The sequence below is a fragment of the Agrobacterium vacciniicorymbosi genome (genome assembly GCF_040427045.1).
Lineage (GTDB): Bacteria > Pseudomonadota > Alphaproteobacteria > Rhizobiales > Rhizobiaceae > Agrobacterium.
This window is the reverse complement of record NZ_JBETMF010000015.1, coordinates 58601-82070: the sequence shown is the minus strand read 5'-3', so window position 1 is coordinate 82070 and position 23470 is coordinate 58601. Positions and strand designations below refer to the sequence as shown.

The 23470-nt window shown below is 56.1% G+C and carries 20 protein-coding genes and 2 pseudogenes; 19 read left to right on the top strand and 3 right to left on the bottom strand.

Going from position 1 to position 23470, the window contains the following annotated elements; all coding sequences use genetic code 11:
• Positions 1–156: 156 nt before the first annotated feature.
• Positions 157–1644, bottom strand: coding sequence for an alkaline phosphatase family protein (locus tag ABUK73_RS20620; protein WP_353578919.1), 1488 nt, complete (start codon positions 1642–1644; stop codon positions 157–159).
• Positions 1634–2425 (bottom strand): DeoR/GlpR family DNA-binding transcription regulator, encoded by a 792-nt coding sequence (locus ABUK73_RS20615; RefSeq protein WP_353578918.1) that lies wholly within the window; start codon positions 2423–2425, stop codon positions 1634–1636. The genes ABUK73_RS20620 and ABUK73_RS20615 overlap by 11 nt, the downstream gene beginning before the upstream one ends.
• Positions 2426–2787: 362 nt before the next feature.
• Between ABUK73_RS20615 and ABUK73_RS20610 the strand changes: the two genes are divergently transcribed.
• From ABUK73_RS20610 to ABUK73_RS20520, 19 genes and pseudogenes are all read left to right on the top strand, one after another.
• Positions 2788–3879, top strand: a complete 1092-nt coding sequence (locus ABUK73_RS20610; RefSeq protein WP_353578917.1) for an ABC transporter substrate-binding protein — start codon at positions 2788–2790, stop codon at positions 3877–3879.
• Positions 3880–4027: 148 nt separating this feature from the next.
• Positions 4028–4816: an ABC transporter permease gene (locus ABUK73_RS20605; protein WP_143239431.1), complete on the top strand. Its 789-nt coding sequence runs from the start codon at positions 4028–4030 to the stop codon at positions 4814–4816.
• Positions 4813–5601, top strand: coding sequence for an ABC transporter permease (locus tag ABUK73_RS20600; RefSeq protein WP_077121732.1), 789 nt, complete (start codon positions 4813–4815; stop codon positions 5599–5601). Before ABUK73_RS20605 ends, ABUK73_RS20600 begins: the two co-directional genes overlap by 4 nt.
• Positions 5594–5862, top strand: a pseudogene (locus ABUK73_RS20595) (IS3 family transposase); the annotation flags it as partial. The gene ABUK73_RS20600 and the pseudogene ABUK73_RS20595, both read left to right, overlap by 8 nt.
• Positions 5863–5968: 106 nt before the next feature.
• Positions 5969–6217, top strand: a pseudogene (locus ABUK73_RS20590) (IS3-like element IS426 family transposase); the annotation flags it as partial.
• 607 nt (positions 6218–6824) lie between these two features.
• Entirely contained in the window at positions 6825–7853 is a 1029-nt protein-coding gene (locus ABUK73_RS20585) for a substrate-binding domain-containing protein (RefSeq protein ID WP_077106977.1), read from the top strand.
• A gap of 280 nt (positions 7854–8133) precedes the next feature.
• Positions 8134–9060: a sugar ABC transporter substrate-binding protein gene (locus ABUK73_RS20580; RefSeq protein WP_416409523.1), complete on the top strand. Its 927-nt coding sequence runs from the start codon at positions 8134–8136 to the stop codon at positions 9058–9060.
• Positions 9061–9127: 67 nt separating this feature from the next.
• Positions 9128–10666, top strand: coding sequence for a sugar ABC transporter ATP-binding protein (locus ABUK73_RS20575; RefSeq protein ID WP_353578916.1), 1539 nt, complete (start codon positions 9128–9130; stop codon positions 10664–10666).
• 28 nt (positions 10667–10694) lie between these two features.
• Entirely contained in the window at positions 10695–11711 is a 1017-nt protein-coding gene (locus ABUK73_RS20570) for an ABC transporter permease (protein WP_042619136.1), read from the top strand.
• A gap of 74 nt (positions 11712–11785) precedes the next feature.
• Positions 11786–12706 (top strand): substrate-binding domain-containing protein, encoded by a 921-nt coding sequence (locus ABUK73_RS20565; RefSeq protein WP_353578915.1) that lies wholly within the window; start codon positions 11786–11788, stop codon positions 12704–12706.
• A gap of 43 nt (positions 12707–12749) precedes the next feature.
• On the top strand, positions 12750–13652 hold the full coding sequence (locus tag ABUK73_RS20560) for a sugar phosphate isomerase/epimerase family protein (protein WP_111838611.1): 903 nt from the start codon (positions 12750–12752) through the stop codon (positions 13650–13652).
• Between the two features lies 1 nt (position 13653).
• Positions 13654–14664 carry a Gfo/Idh/MocA family protein gene (locus ABUK73_RS20555; protein ID WP_042619139.1) on the top strand — a complete coding sequence of 337 codons (1011 nt, stop codon included), beginning with the start codon at positions 13654–13656 and terminating at the stop codon, positions 14662–14664.
• Positions 14665–14672: 8 nt separating this feature from the next.
• Positions 14673–15458 (top strand): TIM barrel protein, encoded by a 786-nt coding sequence (locus tag ABUK73_RS20550; RefSeq protein WP_353578914.1) that lies wholly within the window; start codon positions 14673–14675, stop codon positions 15456–15458.
• A gap of 77 nt (positions 15459–15535) precedes the next feature.
• Positions 15536–17473, top strand: a complete 1938-nt coding sequence (locus ABUK73_RS20545) for a bifunctional 5-dehydro-2-deoxygluconokinase/5-dehydro-2-deoxyphosphogluconate aldolase (protein WP_353578913.1) — start codon at positions 15536–15538, stop codon at positions 17471–17473.
• Between the two features lies 1 nt (position 17474).
• A complete protein-coding gene (iolD, locus tag ABUK73_RS20540) occupies positions 17475–19310 on the top strand; it encodes a 3D-(3,5/4)-trihydroxycyclohexane-1,2-dione acylhydrolase (decyclizing) (RefSeq protein ID WP_353578912.1) in 1836 nt (611 codons plus the stop codon).
• Positions 19311–19339: 29 nt separating this feature from the next.
• Positions 19340–20257 carry a myo-inosose-2 dehydratase gene (iolE, locus tag ABUK73_RS20535; RefSeq protein ID WP_353578911.1) on the top strand — a complete coding sequence of 306 codons (918 nt, stop codon included), beginning with the start codon at positions 19340–19342 and terminating at the stop codon, positions 20255–20257.
• Positions 20258–20266: 9 nt separating this feature from the next.
• On the top strand, positions 20267–21076 hold the full coding sequence (gene iolB, locus ABUK73_RS20530) for a 5-deoxy-glucuronate isomerase (protein ID WP_353578910.1): 810 nt from the start codon (positions 20267–20269) through the stop codon (positions 21074–21076).
• A gap of 53 nt (positions 21077–21129) precedes the next feature.
• Positions 21130–21519: a tautomerase family protein gene (locus ABUK73_RS20525; RefSeq protein WP_353578909.1), complete on the top strand. Its 390-nt coding sequence runs from the start codon at positions 21130–21132 to the stop codon at positions 21517–21519.
• 29 nt (positions 21520–21548) lie between these two features.
• Positions 21549–22385, top strand: coding sequence for a MurR/RpiR family transcriptional regulator (locus tag ABUK73_RS20520; protein ID WP_353578908.1), 837 nt, complete (start codon positions 21549–21551; stop codon positions 22383–22385).
• A 29-nt stretch (positions 22386–22414) separates the two neighbouring features.
• Here ABUK73_RS20520 and ABUK73_RS20515 read toward each other — a convergent pair whose 3' ends face one another.
• Positions 22415–23461 (bottom strand): Gfo/Idh/MocA family protein, encoded by a 1047-nt coding sequence (locus ABUK73_RS20515; RefSeq protein ID WP_353578907.1) that lies wholly within the window; start codon positions 23459–23461, stop codon positions 22415–22417.
• Positions 23462–23470 lie beyond the last annotated feature (9 nt).

Genomic DNA, 23470 nt, shown 5'->3' with positions numbered 1-23470 from the left:
TATCGGATTAGTCCTCGACGGAAATCGAGATGCAAGGCTCTCCTCTGACTTTTTGAGGGTGGTAAAATGCAGATCAAGATTGTTACTTATCGCTCTAGCTCGTGCATCCCTTTGGCAAAGGCTGCGTTCCTACCACTACGAGCAGTAAAAACAGGATTAAGTGCCACGAGCAATCCGGCCTTCGCTCATGTAGAGGTGCCCCATGACCCTCATCCCAGATAAGGCTGTCACCTTCCGCGTCCCGATGGACCGGAACTCTTCAGACACCGGCTCGATCTTGACCGGCGCATCCATTGTCAATTCCCGCAACACGCGGCCTGTCATTGTCCGAGGCTGTGGAATACCGAGCAGCGACAGGATGGTTGGCGCGATGTCGGTGATGGCACTTGGCGTCGTGGAAACCCTTCCTCGTCCCAGTCCTGCCCCGTATCCGGCCAGAACCGCAGACAGTTCGCCCCGATGTAGACCGCCGTGGGTGCCGCCGCCCGGGCGCAGATTATAGTCTCCAGCATCGTAATACACCGAACCCATATCGCCGGCCACGTCATCGTCCACCGTATTCCCGAGATGGACGAACAGATCGGGAGCACGGGCACCGCCGGCACCGAGTAGCTCCAAAGCCAAGCTTCCCTCGACACGACCGTGGTTGCTCGCAGGCGCTACCGCGCAGCTGAAGGCTCCACCGAACCATGCCTGCTCCGTCATGAAGCTCGCCACCTCTTGCAACAAGATGGGATCGTCTTTCCTCAGGTAGATGCCGGCGGCACGCCCTGGTCGCACCAGCATGTCTGTCGCCGGGTCTGCGAATGAAGCAGCCGCCTTGAACCCGGCTGCACATAAAGAATCCGCGACGGAAACCAGACCGCCGATCGTGACGTGACCATGGTCGGAGACCACCAAAAGCGCAATGCTGTCGCGTTCGGGCTGCGCCTCGCGCCAAGCCATAAGTGCGCCGACGACTTCATCGCAATGCTGCATCTTCTCGCGCAGCTGATCGGATCCCAGTCCGTAGAGATGCGCCGCGCTATCCACTTCAGTGCACCACAGGATGCTGACTGCCGGTTTGCTGTAAGGCCATACTTCCTGCTCGAAGACCTTCAGAGCAGCCTTCGGGCCATCTGCGGACACACCCCCTGCTGGAATCTTCAGCGAGCGGTGGACACGCGCTGCAAACGCATGCGGATGGGCCGTCTGAGGATGGCGGACATTAAACCCGACTTGATCGCGCTTGGCACCTCTCCAGTTCAGGGCGGGCAAGACGCCGGGCCCGCTCGACGCGATGACCGCGAAGGGTCTGCCAACGCGGTGGAGCGTTTCCGACAGTGAAATCGCTTCAACCAGCTTTCCTTCAAGCCGCTCATCGGCCGCGTACCAATCATGCGTCGTCTCGGTGAATATTTGCTCAGGGAACCCGTCACGTACATAGAACTGATTTCCGGCGATCCCGTTGGTCTCAGCGGGAGAACCTGTTGCTAGGGCGGTTAGCGCACCGCGGGTCTCGCTCGGAAACACCGTCTTATGATGGGTGCTCCACGTGCCGGCCCGCGCCAAGCCGACAAGGTTGGGCATCGTTATGTCATCGACCAGATCCGGTCGCAGTCCGTCGATCCCCAAGACCACGACGTGGCGTACCTCATTGGGCATTGTTGTAATCCTTAACGGTTGTGGGATAGATCACTCGAACGCCAGCCTCGTTGAAGGCTTCGTCAAAAACGCGCGGGGGGGGCTCATCTGTGACGATCGTCCCGATTTCGGAAAGTGGTGCCGAGATATAGGAGCCGGGTGCTCCGAACTTGCTGTGGTCCGCGACGACAATACGGCGGTGGCTGCGCTGGAAGAGCAAGCGCTTCATGTACTGCAGGTATTTTCCCGACTCAACCAAACCATGCACTGGATGGATGCCATATGCGGCGATGATCACGGTATCGAAAACACATTCAGAAATCGCGTCCAGCACCTGTTGGCCAGTAAGCGCCCCATCGGCGTAGTCGTATTCTCCGCCCGTCAACGTGACACGATGTTTCACACCGCCATGCAAGGCCTCCGCGATAGCAGGCATGTTGGTCATAACCGACATCGGACTGCCCTCGTCCAAGGCTTTGGCGACGGATAGGGTCGTACTGCCGTGCGTCATGAAGATCCACCCGTCTCGTCCGACCAGCTTTGCCGCTAATTCCCCGATTGAGGCCTTTTGGTTACTCAGGCTGTTGACGCGCATCGAGATAGGCGCGGCCCGCGCCGTCGGTATTGCGCCCCCATGGACGCGGGTGAGAAGCCCGTTCTTTTCCAAGCTCGCGAGATCACGGCGAATGGTCTCCATAGAAACCGAGTACCGCTCGGCCATCGCAGCGATACTGACACCATCTTCTGCTTCCAGAAGGTCTGCAATGGCTTTAATGCGACTTGCTGCCGGTATTCTCGCCACGGGCCCTCCCATTCCCAAACAATCTGAGTGTAAGTATCGCTGGGTATTCATAGTGTGATGTTTTGTGGATTAATCGAGACTAAGCTGCCTGTCAATCCACTACGGCAGCATTGACTTTAAACATGTGTCGCACTGCTGAAATCAATAGTATTTTTGATGCGAGACGTTGTATCCAGCAAAAGCTAATGGGTTGTTCAAGCGTTTGTTCCGACCGGTCAATGACTTGCACGATCTCGGAATATCAATTAAAACCAAATTTAGCCTCGTAATGTCACATTTCCGTTAACAGCCGTGCCTATACCGATTTGCGATCGACGCCTTGCTGGTGGAGTAACGCGCCGCGTTTCAAGAAAGGAATTTAAATGAACTGGAAGAGACTGGCATATTATGGAGTAGCGTCCCTGACCGGACTGCCTTCCATCGCACAAGCGGCAGGCATGGATGAACTCGTCGCGGCGGCAAAGGCCGAAGGTCAGCTTACCGTGATCGCAGTGTCCCATGATTGGTGCGGCTACGGCGCACTGATCCAAGGCTTCAAGGACAAGTACGGCCTCACCGTGAACGAACTCAATCCGAACGCTGGTTCGGGTGAAGAGTTGGCAACGATCAAGGCCAATATGGACAATAAAGGTCCGCAAGCCCCAGATGTTATCGACATTGGCCTCGTCTTTGGCCCCACCGCAAAACAGGATGACCTCCTGCAACCTTACAAAGTGCAGACCTGGGACGAAATTCCAGACGTTGTCAAAGACCCTGACGGCTATTGGTACGGCGACTACTATGGAGTGCTGGCCTTCATCATCAACAAGGACATCGTTACAAAATCTCCTGGCGACTGGTCCGATCTTCTCGATCCCGCCTATCGGAAAAGCGTATCGATCCCCGCCGATCCCCGCACGGCCAACAATGCGATCCTGAGCATCTACGCTGCCGGTCTGGCAACCGGTGCCCAGCCCGGGGCGGAAGCCGCTAGAGCCGGTCTGGCGTTCTATCGTAAGTTGAAGGACGCTGGCAATCTTGTTGCCGGCTTTGGGACGGCGTCGTCGATCGCCAAAGGCGAAACTCCGATCACGACGCGATGGGACTTCAACGGCATCACCTATAACCAGAACTTTAAGGGTAACCCGCCCCTCGACACAATCGTGCCGAAAGGCGTAACAGTCGCCGGCGTCTATGCGCAAGCCATCAGCAAATATGCGCCGCACCCGAACGCAGCCAAACTCTGGATGGAGTATTTGTATTCTGACGAGGGGCAAAGCGGCTTCCTCAAGGGTCTATGCCACCCGATCCGCTTTGACGCGATGCGCGAATCGGGCAAAATCACCGATGAGATGATGGCGAAGCTGCCACAAACTGGATCAAACTTGGTCTTCCCGGAGCTGGGGCATCTTGTGGAGGCAAGCGACGTGATCGCTAAGGAATGGACCGCGACAGTTGGTGCAGGAAGCAAGTAACTTGGACCAGACGTCGAATAAGATCACCTCCGGTGCGGGACACTCCCGCTCCGGAAAGCCGTCAGAGCGACGACGAATACCACGTATACCCCGTCCAGATTGGCCAGCGCTGGTCGGCACGCTGCCTTTCTTGGTGTTTGCGGCGGTTATGATTATCATGCCGACTGTAGCATTGCTCGCCAATGCATTTGTCGATCGGCAGGGCCGTATCACACTGGCCAACTTCGCAGACCTCGCGACCTCCGAAATCGCAAACGCTTTCCTGACTTCGATCGAAATTTCGGCGGCGACAGCTGTGCTCGGGGCGCTCCTTGGCCTGAGCCTCGCCTTGATCGTGGGCCGCGGTATCGGCAACCGGAAGGCTAGAACGATCATCATGACTTTTTGCGGCGTTGCGTCGAATTTCTCGGGGGTTCCGCTGGCCTTCGCGTTTATCGCCACCTTTGGCAGACTGGGTTTGGTGACTGTAGTACTGAGACAGGTATTTGGCATCAACCTCTACGCGTCCGGCTTTGACCTTGCCAGCTTTTCTGGATTGGTGCTCACTTACCTGTTTTTTCAAGTCCCCATTGCCCTCACCATCATGATGCCCGCCGTCGACAGGCTCCCTCGGGAGTGCAGGGAAGCGGCCGAGATGCTCGGTGCCACAGCCTGGCAGTATTGGCTGTACATCGGCCTGCCGGTGCTGTGGCCGACGCTGCTCGGAACGCTTGCTCTTCTGTTCGCCAACGCCTTTGGTGCCATTGCGACCGCGTACGCATTGACAGGCTACGCGGTGAACATTGTTCCGATCCTGCTCTACGCGCAAATTCGCGGCGACGTGCTGCACAACGAACAGCTGGGGGCCGCCCTCGCGCTGTGCATGGTCTTGGTGGTTGCACTTGCTATCACGGCCTATCTTGTCTTGCGCGCACGTGCGGAAAGGTGGATGCGATGAAGACCGTCCTACGTCTTCTACTTTGGGCGGCGATCGCTGTAGCCGGAATCTATTTCCTGCTGCCGCTGATCAGCACTGCTGAATTCTCGTTAAGCATCCGGCGAGACGGCTACTCGCTGGACGCCTACCGCTCCGTCTTTTCCGATCCAGAATTCTTTGCGACCTTGGGGTACTCGGCAGTAATCGCCATATGCACCATCAGCTTCGGTGTCGTCCTGGTTGTTCCCATGGCCTACTTCGTCCGTTTACGATTGCCCTGGTTGAAGCCGGTGATTGAGCTCGTCGTGATGCTCCCACTGGTCGTACCGCCGATCGTACTTGTCTTCGGCTACCTGAGGCTCTTCTCGTCGTCGTCGGTCCTGCCGTTGACGAGTACGGAAATGGGTTCAAATGTACTTCTCGTTTGCGGTTACATGACCCTGTCGCTGCCCTACTTCTATCGCGCGGTCGATAGCGGGCTGCAAGCGATCGATGCGCGGACGCTGACGGATGCAGCCACGATCTTGGGGGCCAGTCCGATCACCGTGATCCGGCTGGTCATCCTGCCCAACATCCTTGTTTCGGTGCTGTCGGGAGCGTTCCTGACCTTTGCCGTCGTCATCAGCGAATTCGTGATGGCGAGCCTCCTTACACGCCCGGCCTTCGGGACATACATCCAAAAAGTCGGTGTCGCACAAGCCTATGAGCCTGCCGCACTCGTCATTCTGTCATTCGCCATCACGTGGGGCGCGATGGGCATGATCCAGTTACTGGCACGCTTTGCACCTCAGAGGCACGAACGATAAAAAAAGGGGGATCAGTCATATCAATGATACCAGTTCTCGGTTGGTTCGCGGAGCTCATTATCGGTGACCCGGCTGACTAACACGATCAGCGAAGCGAAACCGGTTCGTTCAATGCCCCGACAGGGTTGCTCGCAAGACAACGCCGCCTGCGAAGACTTCTTGGCCGGTTGAAAACCGAACTCTTCTATCCACGCGACTGGAAGCCCATCACGATCGCTCAGTCCCGTCGAATATCGTGAGAGCCTCGGCCTTAAATCATGAAGCAGTCCAACTTTTTATCCGCACTCCCTTATCTGCCTGACCGGCTCAGTTCTGTGTCGAAATCAACAGATATATCGAGTTCCAGTGAAAAATCACGGTTGCTACCAACTATGCCATGTTGCTGGAGAAACATACGGCCGTTCGCAAAGGCCGCATCCATGATGACAAGGTCACGGTCATGCGCTCTAATCTGCGCTGGTGCTCCGACGGTCTGGGGTCCACCTGCTGGAATGGCGTGGTCATTCGTCTCGCCTTCATGATCGACGCCTGCGACCGCGAGATGATGCTGGAGGCAGTTGAGAAACGCCTCTGCACAACTCGAGCCGCGCAAGCCATCGAGCATCTCTCTGACGATCAACGAATGGAGGAATTAGACTGTTCGCTTTAGGCGTGTACTACGAAACGAATTCGGCGCAGGCGTCATTGAGGATCAAACAGGAAGCCCAGGCATCCTACTCGATCCGCTCGACCACAACATCGCGCGTCAGAACCCCGCCGATTTCTGGCTCGGCTTGCATCCGTCAGAGCCGACTTCAAGCAGGCACGCCAGCGACCGGGTTTTGACCCGGCTGCGATTAGGGGTATCAGTATTGATTCCACCGACTCGAGCCCCATTGCGGTTAGTGCCGATAACCAACCGCTAGCGCTCGACTCTCGCTGGCATGACGATCATGCAGCACATTGCTGCGCCGAAAAGATACTACAGCTTATATCGACCGAAACGGCCACCGATGTCGAGCGATCTGTCCAGTGCGTAAGTGCAGACGGGCGTTGATTGACAACTTCAGCATTGGGTAGCGCACCCCGCCCTATTGCAGCGACGGTGTGCAGGACAACCACCAGGTTCGTCATTCAGCGAGTCAGTTTCTCGTGACAGGCAAAAACCATCGAGATGATTTGATTGCCCTCATCGTCTGATGCAATTATTGCAGAATATAAAAGTTGATTCCAGTGAGGTCTGAATGAAGCGTCCGACAATATCAGATGTTGCCAAAGCCGCTGGTGTCAGCGTCGCGACAGTTGATCGCGTCTTAAATGGTCGCTTGCCTGTTCGCGAAGAGACATCAAAGAAAGTGTTCGCTGCCGCGGAGCGTCTGAGCTTTCACGCGACCAACATAATTAGGCAAAGGATGCTCGCTGATCTACCGGTGTATTCCTTCGGTATCATATTGCGCAAAGAAAGGCAGGAGTTCTATCAATCTTTTGCCTCTGAACTTCAACTCGCCGCCGCAGCGGTCAAGGATCGCCACATCCAACTCACGATACAGTATCTTAAAACGGGTGAGCCGACGGAGTTGTCGGAGATGATGTTGGGCATGTCGGGAAAAATATCTGCTATCGCAGCAACCGGTCCTGATCATCACGATGTGACCGCCGCCGTTTCAGCTTTGAAGTCGAAAGGCATCCCTACTTTCTCTCTCCTGACGGACCTAGCTCAAGGCGTTCGGGAAGCCTATTTAGGTACGAACAACATGAAAGTCGGCCGCAGTGCAGCATGGATGATATCGAAACTTTCGCCGAACCCCGGCAAAGTTCTACTGTTTCTAGGAGGTCACCGTTTTCACGGGCATTCTCTAAGAGAAATGGGTTTTCGGGCTTACATGCGTGAATTTGCCCCGGAATTTCAGGTGTTGGACGCACTTATCAATCTAGAGACGCGACAACTCACCTACGAGATGATGATGGATACGCTTTCACGTCATCCTGATCTCGTCGGAGTTTATTGCATTGGCGGCGGTATGGAAGGTGTCATTGAAGCACTCAATCAAAGTCCGCGGTCCGACCAGATAGCGTGTTTGGTCAATGAGCTGACCCCGCAATCAAGGCAGGCCTTGCTTGAGCGCAGGATTTCCGGTGTTTTCCAAACTCCGCTGCGCGAATTATGCGGTGATTTGATCTCCACTATGATCCACACAATCGAACACGGTATGGCGGAAAGTCCAGGACAGAGGTTTTTTCCCGCTCATTTGTGGGTTCCTGAAAGCCTATGATAGTTTGATAGATAATATCAGGCATTATTGGTCTATTTCTATCATGGCTGAAAGGTAAAGCCGTTACGGAACGGTTGACCATATCCGCTCTCTCAGACAATTGTGCCTTGTGACGGTGGAGACAGGAGGCCGTCGCCCAGAACTCAATAAGTAATGCATCGCTCTCGTTCCCGATTTTCATCTGGTCCACCGGTTGAGAGGAGGATGAGTGCTGCCTTTCTGAAGAGCCATGGTGACCGTTGGTATTTTTGAGGAGGAACTTAAATTGAAAAAACATCTCATGCTCGTGGCATTTGCAACACTGCTGGCGACATCTGCTTCTGCGCAAACAATCGGCGTCTCCATGGCGCTTTTCGACGATAACTTTCTCACCGTGCTGCGAAATGGCATGACGGATTACGCAAAGACAAAGCAGGGTGTTACCCTTCAGGTCGAAGATGCGCAAAACGATGTTGGCAAACAGCTCAGCCAGGTCCAGAATTTTGTAGCCTCCGGTGTAGACGCAATCATCGTCAACCCCGTCGACACGGATGGAACCGCTGCGATTTCGCAGGCCGCCGCCGCCGCTGGAATTCCACTGGTCTACGTCAACCGTCAGCCAGCCAACGTCGACCAGCTTCCCGAAAAGCAGGCATTCGTCGCTTCCGACGAAAAGGAATCTGGAACACTTCAAACCAAGGAAGTCTGCCGCATTCTCAAGGAAGCCGGCAAGAAAGAAGCCAAAGCCGTCGTGATGATGGGTGAACTGTCCAACCAGGCAGCGCGCATGAGAACCCAGGACATCAAGGACGTGATTGCGACGCCGGATTGCAACTTCATCAAGATCGTCGAAGAACAGACAGCTAACTGGTCGCGCACCCAAGGTGCCGATCTTATGACCAACTGGCTATCCGCTGGCGTTCAGTTCGATGCGGTCATCGCCAACAACGACGAGATGGCAATTGGCGCTATCCAGTCGCTGAAAGCAGCGGGCAAGGATATGAAGTCCGTCGTCGTGGCAGGCATTGACGCGACACAGGATGCCCTCGCTTCCGTGGCTGCAGGCGATCTTGATGTGACCGTCTTCCAGAACGCTGCCGGGCAGGGCAAGGGCGCAGTGGATGCTGCGCTTAAGCTTGCAGGCGGCGAGACGATCGAGAAGAAGGGCTATGTGCCTTTTGAACTCGTCACTCCGGCAAACCTCAAGACCTACCAGGCCAAGAACTAAAATAACTCTGCGTAGCGGAGGGAAGGCTGTGCCTTCTCTTCCTTGCCAGAGCGACGGAGGATAAGCCATGGTCAGTCCCACAACAGCGGCGGCTATCAAGCAAGTGCTCGATGCCACCGAAGCCAACGGTCTGCTTTCGATCGAAGGAATTCGCAAAGAGTTTCCAGGAGTAGTTGCACTCGATAACGTCAAGCTGCGTGTTAGACCCGGAACGGTGCATGCACTCATGGGCGAAAACGGTGCAGGCAAATCGACGCTCATGAAAATCATTGCTGGAATATACCAGCCTGACGCAGGTGAAATCCGCATTCGAGGCGTCCCGACAGTGTTGCAGTCGCCTCTCGATGCGCTCGAGCAGGGGATCGCGATGATCCACCAGGAACTTCAGTTGATGAACTGGATGACCGTGGCGGAAAACATCTGGATAAGGCGAGAGCCCAAAAACCGCTTCGGTCTCATTGACCATTCAAAAATGGTAAAGATGACGGAGGAGCTTTTCACTCGCCTGAACATCTCGCTCGATCCGCGTTCGCAAGTGTCGGAGTTGACGGTGGCTCAAAAGCAGATGGTCGAGATTGCTCGCGCCGTCAGCTACGAGTCGTCTGTCCTCATCATGGATGAACCGACCTCGGCCTTGACCGATCGCGAAGTACAGCATCTCTTTTCCATCATCCGCAGCTTGCGCGAGCGCGGTATTGGTATCGTTTACATCACACACAAAATGAATGAACTCTTCGAGATTGCCGATGAGTTTACGGTCTTCCGGGATGGAAAATACGTCGGCACGCATTTTTCGAAGGATGTTAACCGCGACGATATCATTCGCATGATGGTTGGCCGAGACATTACCGATATGTTCCCCAAGATCGATTGCCCTATTGGCGATGTGATCCTTGAAGTGAAGAACCTTACGATCCCTGGCGTTTTCCACGATATTTCCTTCACGCTGAGACGAGGCGAAATACTGGGTCTGGCGGGATTGGTGGGTTCCAAGCGATCGAACGTCGCCGAAGCCATTTTCGGTGTCACGCCCGCAAAAACGGGTGAAATCCTGATTGAAGGCAAGCCGGTCAGCATCGGCAGTCCCAGCGCTGCGATGGCACAGGGACTTGCTTTCCTGACAGAGGATCGCAAGGAAACGGGTTGTTTTCTTATCCTGAATTGCCTTGAAAACATCCAGTCCGCTTTGATCACGCGTTCCCATGTGAAGGCGGGATTTGTCGACCAGTCGACGGTCACCAAGTTAGCCGAGGATATGGCGGCAACGCTTCGAGTAAAAACCCCAAACCTCTATGAGGCGGTCGAGAACCTTTCAGGCGGCAACCAGCAGAAGTTGCTGATTGCACGATGGCTGCTGACAAAGCCGCGCATCCTCATTCTCGACGAGCCGACGCGCGGCATCGATGTGGGAGCGAAAGCGGAAATACATCGACTGATCACCGGTTTGGCGGCTGAGGGGGTCGCCGTGCTTATGATCTCGTCGGAACTTCCGGAGGTCTTGGGAATGAGTGACCGGATCGTCGTCATGCATGAAGGTCGTGTTGCTGGTGTTCTCGATCGCGCCGAAGCAACTCAAGTCAAGATAATGGACCTAGCTGCGCGCTAATCGTGCACCGTGGGAGGAATATTGCATTATGAATACGACGACACAGATCAGTACCCAAGACGCGCCAGCACGGCGTCGCTTACCGTCCGAGTTGACAATCCTTCTTGTCCTTGTCGGCATCTCGTTGACGTTCGAACTTCTTGGCTGGATTCTGCAGGGACAGAGCTTTCTGGGGAACACGCAGCGTCTGTCGATTATGATTTTGCAGGTCTCGGTTATCGGGATCATTGCAATCGGGGTAACGCAAGTCATCATTTCAGACGGCATTGATCTAAGCTCCGGTTCCATCGTCGGCGCAACAGCGATGATCTCCATGAGTTTGGCGCAGGTCGGTACGTATGAAAGAGCGCTTTATCCAGGCCTGACCGACCTCCCGGTCGTCGTGCCGGTTGCTGCCGGTTTGCTTGTCGGCCTTATTTGCGGTGCGATCAATGGCCTGCTGATCGCCTATACCAAAATTCCTGCGTTTATTGCGACACTGGGCATGATGGTGACGGCGCGGGGCTTTGCCAAGTGGTACACCAAGGGCCAGCCCATCAGCTTTCCGACCGATAGCTTTGCGGCGATCGGCAAGGGTCTCGCGCCCGTGCTGATTTTTCTGGCAGTGGCAGCGGTCATGCACGTTGTCTTGCGCTACACGCGGTATGGTAAATTTACCTATGCGATCGGAGCCAATTCGCACGCCGCGCGCGTATCCGGTATTAACGTCGAGCGTCATACGGTGAAAGTCTATGCTGTCGCTGGTCTGTTGTCCGGTCTGGCCGGGATCGTCGTGGCTTCACGCGGTCTTACTGCCCAGGCAGGCATGGGCATCAGCTACGAACTCGATGCAATCGCAATGGCCGTCATCGGGGGTGTGTCGCTGTCGGGCGGACGGGGATCGGTCGTGGGAACATTGATCGGGATGGTCATCTTCGGTGTCATCATCTCCGGTTTTACATTCCTGCGCCTCGATGCCTACTACCAGGAAATGCTCAAGGGCGTGATCATTGTCGCAGCCGTCGTGGCTGACATGTACAGGCAACGCAAGCGGGTGAAATCCTGAATCTGTAACTTGCACCAATCCACGTTGCTGTGATGCCGCGTGGGAATCGAAGACCAGATATGTGAGTAAATTCAATGAAAAAGCTTTTCATGACGGCAGCGCTTTGCCTGGTCGGTCTGCCTGCCATGGCCGAGACCCGTGTCGCGGTTAGCATGACTTCGTTCGATAATCCGTTCCTTACGATCCTGTTGAACGGCATCCGCTCTGAAGCAGCGCAAACCGGGAGCATCGATCTGGTAGCGGAAGATGCACAGTTGGACCCTGCAAAGCAGCTAAGCCAAGTGCAGAATTTCATTGCAAACGGGGTCGACGCGATCATCGTCAACGCCGTTGACGGTGACTCGACAGCGGCGATTACGCGGGCGGCGGCTGACGCCAAGATTCCGCTCGTCTATGTGAACCACCCGCCGGCCGAACTTGATTCCGGTCTGCCCGCGGGCGCTGCCTTTGTCGGATCCAATGAGACTGATTCCGGCACCATGCAGGCACAGGCCGCCTGTAAGTTGATGGGCGGCAAGGGCCGGGCCGTTATCCTGATGGGACCACTCGAAAATCATGCGGCTCTGGTTCGTACCAAGGATGTAGAGGACGTTTTTGCCGCTCCCCACTGCAAGATCGAAGTCGCCGAAAAGCAGACCGCCAACTGGAACAGAACGCAGGCGCAGGATCTGGTTTCTTCCTGGCTCACGGCTGGCGTGAAATTCGACGCGGTGATTGCCAACAATGACGAGATGGCCATTGGCGCGGTTCAGGCCTTGAAGACTGCAGGTGTAGATATGAAGGACGTCGTCATAGCCGGTATCGATGCGACGCCAGATGGCCTGGCGGCGATGAAGGCAGGCGATATCGACATTACCGTCTACCAGAATGCCACAAAACAGGGCGAGGTGGCAGTTCAGGCTGCCGCCAAAATGGCGTCCGGAGAAAATGTCGAGAAGACGCTCTGGGTGCCATTCGAACTCGTCACGCCCGACAACATGTCGACCTACAAGTAATGCGGCAGGGTTCAGACCTATCGTCTATCTACGGGAGTTTGCAATGAAACATACACTTGACCCACACATGTTCCGGCACCTGTCGCTTGAAGACACCTGCCGGAAGGTCGCAGATCTTGGATATGATTACGTCGAGCTGTCACCGCGTCCCGATTTTCTGTCCTGGTGGACGAGACCAAAGGTCTATCCGTCGCGCATTGCCTCCTTCAAAAAGGCTTTGAAAGACCATGGCGTCGGTCTCGCAACGCTCCAGCCGATGTACCGTTGGGCCAGCCCCTATCAGGATGAATGGGACAACGCGATCGACAACTGGAAGCGTGTCATCGAAATCGCGGTTGAGATGGATTGCCCGATGCTCGTTTCGGAGTTCGGACGCGGCGGTTCGCCTGAGCGCAGCCTGAACGATCGTTCCGGTTTGCACCGGCCGGAAACCTGCGAAGCACAGTTCTTCCGCGCCATGGACGTCCTCGTGCCGCTTCTCGAAAAGGAGGGGCTGATCCTTTCGCTCGAGGCACATCCTGAGGACTGGATAGAACAGATCGCGCCTGCCATCGATATCATCAAGACGATCGATTCGCCGTCCGTGAAAGCGTCGTTCATCGCGCCACATACGTTCTTCTACGGGCCAGACATGGTCGCCAATCTGCGCGCCACCGAAGGTCATCTGGTGCATGTGAGGTTGGCTGACACTTACGACCACAACAAGTCGTCTGAGCTCCGCTACATCGTCAATCCGCCAGGCTCGAAGGTACGTGTCCATCAGCACACCGATTTTGGCCAGGGTGAGATCGACTTCGACACGTTGTTCGCGACTCTCGCGGACATGAAATTCGACGGCGTTCTCTCAAACTGCGTTTTCGCATGGGAAGACCGCGTCGATGAAAGCGCGCGCTTTATGCTTGGTGAAACTCGGCGCTACGTCGCCAAATATTGGAATGAGGCTTGAAATGACTGTCAGAATCGGTGTCATCGGCACGGGTGCCATCGGGCGCGACCACGCTCGCCGCATCAATAACGTCCTTAGCGGCGCAAACATCGTTGCTCTCAGCGACGTCAACAAAGCCTCGGCCGAGGCGGTCAAGAACGACGTAGCCCCAGACGCAACGGTCTTCGAAACAGGGGAGGCTCTCATCGCTTCGCCTGATGTCGACGCGGTTCTCGTCACCTCGTGGGGCGCGACGCACGAACAGTATGTTCTTGCCGCGATTGAAGCTGGCAAGCCATGCTTTTGCGAAAAGCCCTTAGCGACGACCGCCGAGGGTGCAAAACGTATCGTCGATGCGGAAGTTGCTCATGGAAAACGGCTTGTGCAGGTTGGCTTCATGCGCCGCTATGATGCGGGATATGTTGCCCTCAAGCATGCAGTCGAGACCCAGATCGGTGCACCGATCATGGTTCACGCTGCGCACCGTAATCCCGCCGTGCCGGAGCAATACGTCACGCCGATGGCCATCCATGACACGATGATCCACGAAATCGACGTGCTGCGCTGGTTGCTTGATGATGACTACGTCTCGGCAAGAGTGCTTTTTCCGAGGTCTTCCGCGCGTAGCCACGCCAAACTGCGCGACCCGCAAATTGTGATCCTGGAAACCGCTAAGGGAACGATCATCGACGTCGAGATTTTCGTGAACTGCCATTATGGCTATGACATCCAGTGCCAAGTCGTCGGCGAAGACGGTATTGCGAACCTTCCCGATCCGATGGCGATCCCGCTGCGTCTCGGTGCCAAGAAGCAGAGCGAAATTCTAACCGACTGGAAAGATCGCTTCATCGCCAGCTATGACGTGGAACTGCAAGATTTCATCAAGGCTGCTGCCAAGGGTACGGCGTCCGGACCAAACTCCTGGGACGGTTATGTCGCGGCCATCACATCCGATGCCTGCGTAACGGCACAGGAGTCCGAAGGCGCGGCGATTGCCATCAACCTTCCCGCTCGTCCAGCTCTTTATAACTGAGGTCCGCCATGCGTTTCGCCATCAACCACATCACAGCGCCAAAGCTCTCGCTTGTGGACTTCTTCGCGGCAGCCCGTAATCTCGGGCTGACCGAGGTCGAGATCCGCAACGATCTTCCCGATATCGTCAACACAATACCGGCTGCCGAAGTCAAGGCTGCGGCGCAGAAGGCAGGGGTGGACATCATTTCCATCAATGCTCTCTATCCCTTCAACGTCTGGTCCGGCGAACTGCCGAACAAGGCGACCGCCCTTGCGGACTACGCGGCTGCGAGCGGTGCAAAAGCGTTGGTCATGTGCCCCTTGAACGATGGCACCAAGATCTCGTTCGATGATCTCGTTGCCGCGCTAAAGGCCATGAAGCCCATCCTGCAGGAGCGCGGCCTGATCGGTCTCGTTGAGCCTCTCGGCTTCCCGATCTCCTCGCTTCGGACCAAGAAGGAGGCACTGCGTGCCATCGATGCTGCGGACGGCGGCGATGTCTACAAGCTGATGCACGATACGTTTCACCATCATCTGGCTGGCGAATCCGAGTTTTTCCCCGACCGTACTGGTCTGGTTCATATTTCGGGTGTCGTGGACTCGGATGTCTACGTCAACGATATGCTCGATGCGCATCGCGTCCTTGTAGATTCGAAAGACCGATTGGAAAATATTGCTCAGATAAGGGCGATGAACGCTGGTGGTTACCAAGGCCCCTATAGCTTCGAGCCGTTTGCCGATGAGGTCCACGACCTTTCCGATCCCGAAGCGTCCGTTCGCGAGAGCATGGATTACGTGTCGTCCAGGCTTTGATCCAACACCAAACCGTGCCTGCGCAAGACGTGCAGGCACTGAAACACTCACGAACTGCCGCGATGCCGGAGAATGCTATGAACAAGTCACTGGATGTCATTACGATCGGACGATCCTCCGTTGACCTTTACGGGGCTCAAATCGGCGGCCGTTTGGAGGACATGGGATCTTTCAACAAATATATCGGCGGATCTCCGACGAATATGGCTGCAGGCACCGCCCGCCTTGGTCTGCGTTCTGCTTTAATTACACGCGTCGGCGACGAGCATATGGGGCGCTTTATCCGCGAGGAACTCGCGCGCGAAGGCGTCGATGTGACGGGTGTGAAGACTGACCCTGAGCGACTGACGGCGCTGGTTCTTCTCGGTATTCGTGACGAAGAGAAATTCCCTCTTATTTTCTACCGCGAAAATTGTGCCGATATGGCGCTTTGCGAAGACGATATTGACGAGACGCTGATAGCCCGTTCGCTATCGGTTGTCGCGACTGGCACACATCTCAGCCACCCGCGCACCGAAAAGGCTGTGCGGAAGGCTCTGGAGCTGGCGCGCAAGCACGGCGCACGGACCGCGCTCGATATCGACTACCGACCGAACCTCTGGGGTCTGGCGGGCCACGGCGATGGCGAAAGCCGTTTTGTTGAAAGCGGCTCGGTCACGGCCAAGCTACAGGCGACGCTTCACCTGTTTGACCTCATTGTTGGCACCGAAGAAGAGTTTCACATCGCAGGCGGCTCGACAGACACGATCGAGGCTCTGCGCGCAGTACGCAATGTTTCGAAAGCAACGCTCGTTTGCAAACGCGGTGCTGACGGAGCCGTCGCGTTTAGTGGCGCTATTCCCGATACGCTGGACGAAGGCGAAAGCGGTCCGGGTTATCCCATCGAAGTTTTTAACGTGCTGGGCGCGGGCGACGGTTTCATGTCTGGCCTTATCAAGGGCTGGCTGGAAAACGCACCATGGCCACGGGCGCTGCAATACGCCAATGCTTGCGGCGCATTTGCGGTCAGCCGCCATGGCTGCACGCCAGCCTATCCCTCGCTGGAGGAACTCGATTTCTTCCTGAAGCGCGGCGTCAAAAACAAGGCGCTGCGTCACGATGCAGAACTAGAGCAGATCCACTGGGCAACGAACCGTCATAATGACTGGTCGACGATGCGGGTCTTCGCATTCGATCACCGTGTCCAACTGGAAGTCATGGAGGGTGCCACGCCGCAGAAAATCGGCCGTTTCAAGGAATTGTGCCTTCAGGCTGCGCTCAAGGTTCAGAACGGACAGCCCGGCTACGGCATTTTGTGCGACAACCGGCTGGGACGCCGTGCTTTGCATGCAGCATCTGGCACCGGCCTGTGGATCGGTCGGCCCGTCGAATGGCCAGGCTCCCGTCCGCTGACGCTTGAGCCCGAAATTGGTCCTGACTTCGGGGGATTGGATGAATGGCCGCTGGAAAATGTCGTCAAGGTTCTGTGCTTCTGCCATCCTGACGATTCGCCTGAAATGTTTGACGCCCATGAGGAAACCATCAAGAGACTCTTTGCTGCTGCAAGGCGCAACCGTCTTGAGTTCCTGCTGGAAATCATCCCGTCGAAGGTTGGCGCTGTCGATGACGACACCAACGCCACGCTGATCCGTTGGTTCTATGACATCGGCATCTACCCGGATTGGTGGAAGCTGGAACCGATGGCAAGCAAAGCGGCATGGGAAAATGCATGCAACGCAATCACTGACAATGATCCCAACACGCGAGGTATCGTCGTTCTGGGGCTAGAGGCACCAGAAGCCGATCTGGCCGCCAGTTTCACAGTCGCTGCTGGTTTTCCCCTTGTAAAGGGCTTTGCGGTGGGGCGCACTATCTTCGCTCAGGCCGCCCGCGACTGGCTGGCCGGAACGATTTCCGACGAAGAGGCAATCAAAGACATGCAGGGCCGTTACCAGCGGCTGTGCACCGTATGGCAAGAAGCGCGCATAGCGAGCCAAGACAATGACGCGGCGTTACTGTCGCAGGGAAGGGTATGATATGACGGAGACCATTCGCCTCACCGCAGCGCAAGCCATGTTCCGCTGGCTTTCCGTGCAGATGACCGAAGATGGGGAGCGTTTCATCGAGGGTGTATGGGCCATTTTCGGCCATGGCAACGTTGCCGGCATCGGAGAAGCGCTTCATGGCATTGGTGATGCGCTGCCGACATGGCGCGGACAAAACGAGCAGACGATGGCGCATGCGGCAATCGCCTATGCCAAGACGAAACGACGCCAGAAGGCTATGGCGGTCACGTCGTCCATCGGACCCGGCTCGACCAACCTATTGACCGCCGCAGCCTTGGCCCATGTCAATCGCTTGCCGGTTCTCTTCATTCCCGGAGACGTTTTCGCCAATCGCAGGCCGGATCCGGTTCTTCAGCAGATCGAGGATTTCGACGACGGTACCATGAGCGTGACTGATTGCTTTAAGCCCGTCAGCCGCTATTTCGATCGGATTACGCGCGCCGAACATCTTCTGACCGCGCTGCCTCGGGCCATGCAGGTGATGACGGACCCGGCCAATTGCGGCCCGGTGACGCTCGCTTTTTGCCAGGACGTACAGGCCGAAGCCTACGATTATCCGCAATCGTTCTTCGAGCCTAAGGTATGGCGCATTCGCCGGCCGGAGCCTGACCCGCGTGAAGTGGATGATGTCGTCGCGGCACTCAAGGCGTCCACCAATCCTGTGATTGTTGCAGGCGGTGGCGTGCTTTATTCCAGCGCTGAAGGCGATCTGCTCGCATTTGCGAAAAAGCATAATATTCCCGTTGTGGAAACGCAGGCAGGCAAAGGTGCTATAGACTGGCAGGAAACGCTGAACTTCGGCTCACCGGGCGTCACCGGTACGGATTGCGGCAACCAGATTGCGGCAAAGGCTGATCTCGTACTCGGCGTCGGCACCCGCTTTCAGGACTTTACCACCGGCAGTTGGGCCATTTTCGGCAATCCGATCCGCAAGCTCGTTTCGATCAATCTCACCGGCTATGACGCCGCCAAGCATGGCGCTGTTCCATTGGTTTGCGATGCCAAGGTCGCATTGTCGCGGATTTCCGCCGCACTTGGTTCGCACCGCTTTGCCGACCCGGACTTTGCATCACGGGAGGCCTGGTTCAAGGCATCCGACACCGTCACTGCCGCCCCTGTTACGCTGGCAGCCAATTTTCTGCCATCTGACGCTCAGGTGATAGGGGCCGTGCAAAGAGTTGCCGGACCGCAGACGGTCGCCATGTGCGCGGCAGGAACGATGCCCGGCGCGTTGCAGGTTCTCTGGCGCGCCGCCACTGGCGGATATCATATGGAATATGGCTATTCCTGCATGGGCTACGAGGTTGCAGGTGCGTTTGGCATCAAGCTTGCCACACCCGAAAAAGAGGTGGTTTGCTTCGTTGGTGATGGGTCCTACATGATGGCGAACTCGGAAATCGCGACAGCAGCTATGATGCACGTTCCTTTCACGATCGTGCTGACGGACAATCGTGGCTATGGCTGCATCAACCGCCTTCAGCAGGAATGCGGCGGTGCCGAGTTCAACAACATGTACAAGGACAGCAACATCGAAGCCCAGCCGGACATCGATTTTGTGGCACATGCGGCTTCGATGGGTGCCTATGCGATCAAGGCGCGCGATATCCGCCAGCTTGAAGCAGAGATCGTCCTGGCACGGGACCGCTCCATCCCATCGGTGATCGTCATCGATACAGAGGCGGAAACAGGAGCCGGGATCGGTGGTGCCTGGTGGGACGTGGCCGTGCCGGAAGTCGGCAATACCGAAAAGCTTAAACTGGCGCGAAAGCACTACGAGGCGAATGCCGCTCGACAGCGCATCAACTGATACCCTTCGACTGCCCGAAAGGATTGACCATGATACTCTACGGAACAAACCCCATTGCCTGGTCCAATGATGACGATCAGACGATCGGCGCGCATCTATCACTCGATGATTGCCTGTCGGATTGCCGCAAAATCGGTTTCGATGGCATAGAGAAAGGCCACAAGATGCCAAACGAAGGCACAGCGTTGAAGGCCAAGCTTGGCGAATTCGGCCTGCGTTTTGTCGGCGGTTGGCATTCCACCAACCTTCTCGTCAATGATATCGAGACCGAGAAGGCCGCGTTGCAGACGTTCATCGACATGACGAAGGCTGCTGGCGGCGATCATATCAATGCCTGCGAATGCTCCAACACCGTTCACGGAAGCGAGGGCACGCCTGTCAACGACCGGCCGATCATGACCGAGGAACAGTGGACGCGCTTTTCGGAAGGCTACGAGGTGCTCTCGAAGTTCGCTTTCGATCAGGGCGTCAAGATGGGCTACCACCATCACATGGGAACGATTATCGAAAGTGCTGACGATATCGACCGTTTCATGCGTATGGCCGGGCCTTACACCCGCCTTCTGCTGGACACGGGCCACTGCACATTTGGCGGCGCAAACCCTGAAAACGTCGCTGCGAAATACATGGACCGCGTGACGCATATCCATGCCAAGAATATTCGGCCAGACATTATGAAGCGTGTGCGCGCGGAGAACCTGTCGTTCCTCGACGGCGTGCGTCTGGGCGTATTCACCGTCCCGGGCGACCGGGAAGGCTGCGTGGATTTCGCGCCGGTACTCAAGATTGCGGCCGAGCATCGCTATTCCGGATGGCTTGTGATCGAGGCCGAGCAGGACAGTGCAGTGCGCGAGCCGTTCTACTATCAAAATATGGGTCTGAAAGCGCTGAAGTCTGGCGCGCGCGACGCCGGGCTTGACACTGCAACCGCCAAAACAACCGCATAGGAAGTCGTCATGAGCATTCTCAAGCGCAGTCCCTTTGGCACGCACGGCAAGGTTCACGAAATCACGCCGCAATCCGCCGGCTGGCGTTATGTCGGCTTCAGCCTCTACCGCTTGCGTGAAGGCGAGGCCATTGGCGAGGCGACAGGGAACTCGGAAGTCATCATCGTCATGGTCGAGGGTAAAGCCCGCTTCAATGCCGCTGGCAAGGACTGGGGCGAACTGGGCGAGCGAATGAACGTCTTCGAGAAAACCCCTCCGCATTGCCTGTATGTGCCCAACGGTGAGAAGTGGGAAGCTTCTGCGACGACCGATTGCACCATCGGTGTGTGCCTTGCTCCAGGTATCAGTGGGCATGAGGCAAGACGTATCGGCCCGGACGGTATTACGCTGACTCCACGAGGTATCGGTGCCAATCAGCGGTTCATCAATAATATCGCTATGGAGAACGAGGATTATTGCGACAGCTTGCTGGTCACGGAGGTGTTCACACCCGCAGGCAATTGGTCTTCCTATCCAAGCCACCGTCACGACGAGGACGATTTCCCCCGGATCACCTATCTGGAGGAAACCTATTATCACCGCATCAATCCCGAGCAGGGTTTTGCCTTGCAACGGGTCTACACCGATGATGGCTCGCTCGACGAGACGATTGCCGTGAAGAACCAAGATGTGGTGCTGGTTCCGCGCGGTCATCACCCGTGCGGTGCACCGCATGGGTTCGAGCTTTATTACCTCAACGTCATGGCAGGTCCGTTGCGCAAATGGCGTTTCGTGGCGGATCCAGCCGTCCAGTGGATCATGGACCGCGATGCTCGCTAAATGAAAGACCAGGGTGACAATATGGCCGTCCTGGCTCAAATGGGAGACTATCTATGCCGCTGATCAAAGTAAATTTGAGGGAAGGTCGATCGAAAGCCGAGCTGAGATCGTTGCTCGACACGATACACGAGGTCATGGTGGCTGCTTTCAATGTTCCAGAGCGGGATCGATATCAGATCGTCTATGAACATAAGTCTTCACATATGCATGCTCTGGACACGGGTCTCGGTTTCGAGCGAACGGATAAATTTGTGCTCATCGAGGTCGTCTCGCGCCCTAGGAAGCAAAGCGAGAAGTTGGCTTTTTATCGAAACCTTGCGGCGGGTTTGGAGTCGGAGTGTTCAATAGCAACATCTGATATCATGGTGTCGTTCGTGGAAAACACGGACGACGATTGGTCTTTTGGGGGAGGGGTCGCCCAGTTCGTTACGGGTGAGCTTTGAACCGGAGGCTCAACGTGAGCGAGTGAATAGTGCCCACCGATAAAATGGACAACCAACAGTCAGATCCTCCAGTCGATTTCGCCAGCCTGCACGCTTTGATTCAGGCGAAACACGCAGCATTTCCCAAACGCCTGTCCCAAGTGGCACGCTATCTGATCGATAATCCGGACGAAACTGCCCTCGGCTCAGTCGGTTCTATAGCCGAAGCTGCGCAAGTGACCCCGTCGACCGTGATGCGGTTCGCGCAGCTTCTCGGCTATGACGGCTTCACTGCGCTGCAGGAAATATTCCGACGAAACATTCGGGCAAAACTATCCTTAAACCACGACGCGACAGGCTGGAAATCTCTTGAGAAGGAAAGGTCATCGCCAAGTCACCCGCTTAGTCAGACAATTGATGCCTGCTGCACCGCTCTGTCTGGGCTCACCAACATGGTTACAACGATAGAGATCGACGGCGCTGTCGAAATCCTTTCACGGTCCCGCTGCGTGTTTATCCAGGGATCACGTTCGACCTTTCCGATGACGGTTGCGCTTCAGCAAGCACTGACGCGAAAAGGTATTCGATGCACGTTATCGATGGACCTCACTGGCGGAGATGACGTTCTCGCGCTAGCAACGAATGACGATGCCGTAATCTTCATCTCACGATCCGCTGATCCCGAACGTGTGTTTCATGCTTTACCTCTGGCGGCAAAGGGCGTTCCGATCATCGCCATCGTGGATTCCAGTCTCAGCCCATATACGGATGTCGCATCGATCAGCTTCAAGCTTGGTAGGCCGGATGATACGAATTTCCTAATGCCGACACTGGCGATCGCACTCACCGAGGTATTGGTAAAACTGTTGAAGCAGAGGCGCGCATGAATGCCGCCTTGATGACAGCATACACGCGTTCATTCGACCAACCCTGCTTGTGCAAACGAAATATTGATCGCGGTGCGGATGCAATCAAGCGTCTCCATCGTAGCAAGCGTCTCCTTTAGCGGCCGACAGGGGCTTTCCAATCGTCCTTCGCAAATCGCCCAGGCGACGTCTGCAGCCTCATAGAACAGCCCCTCGAAATGCGCGCCTCTCGGTTCTTCGTAGCGAAGCCGGACCGACCCATCCAGTGACCAGACCTCGAATGCGCCAGGCAGATGGAATTCCGTCTCGAAACGGATCGACCCCTTCGTTCCGACGATGGCGGCATTTGTGGAGGTGAAACCGTAGAGCGTTGTCGACATGGTGCCAAGCGCTCCGCTGGCGTTGGCGAGAACGACAGATAGCTGGCCATTCACGCCCGCAGGATCGGTTTCACCGAGACCGACAACCTTATCCGGCACGCCAAGAAGTTTTGCCAGGAGGGAAACCGGATAAGTGCCTAGATCGAGCAACGGGCCACCGGCAAGACTGGCGTCGAAAATTCGGTGATCGCGTGGCAGATATTCGCCATATTCCGTGTAGACAGACCGTACTTCACCTATACTGCCCGCATCCAGAACCTGCTGGAGCACATCGAATTTCGGCAGAAAATAGGTCCACAGCGCTTCCGCGAGAAAGACACCCTTGCGGCGGGCCGCCGTCACCATGGACTGCGCTTGCGCGAGGTTGAGTGCCATCGGCTTTTCGACAAGCACATGTTTGCCCGCTTCGATGGCGAGCAATGCGTGATCGCAATGCATGTTGTGCGGCGATGCGACATAGATGATGTCGATGTCGTCTGCTGTTACAAGCGCTTCATAGCTATCGTAGACGCCCGAAATATCCCAACGTGCAGCAAAGGCGTGTGCCGATGCTCGCGATCTAGACCCCACGGCAGCGATGTCCTGCCGTGTGTACGCCTTGACGGATTCCACGAACTTGTCAGCAATCCAGCCTGAACCCAGTATGCCCCACCGCAGGGGCGGAGCTTCCATGACGGGGCGGATTCGCGCGGCGGGCAGGGTTTGGGGAAACGACATCAGTTTTTA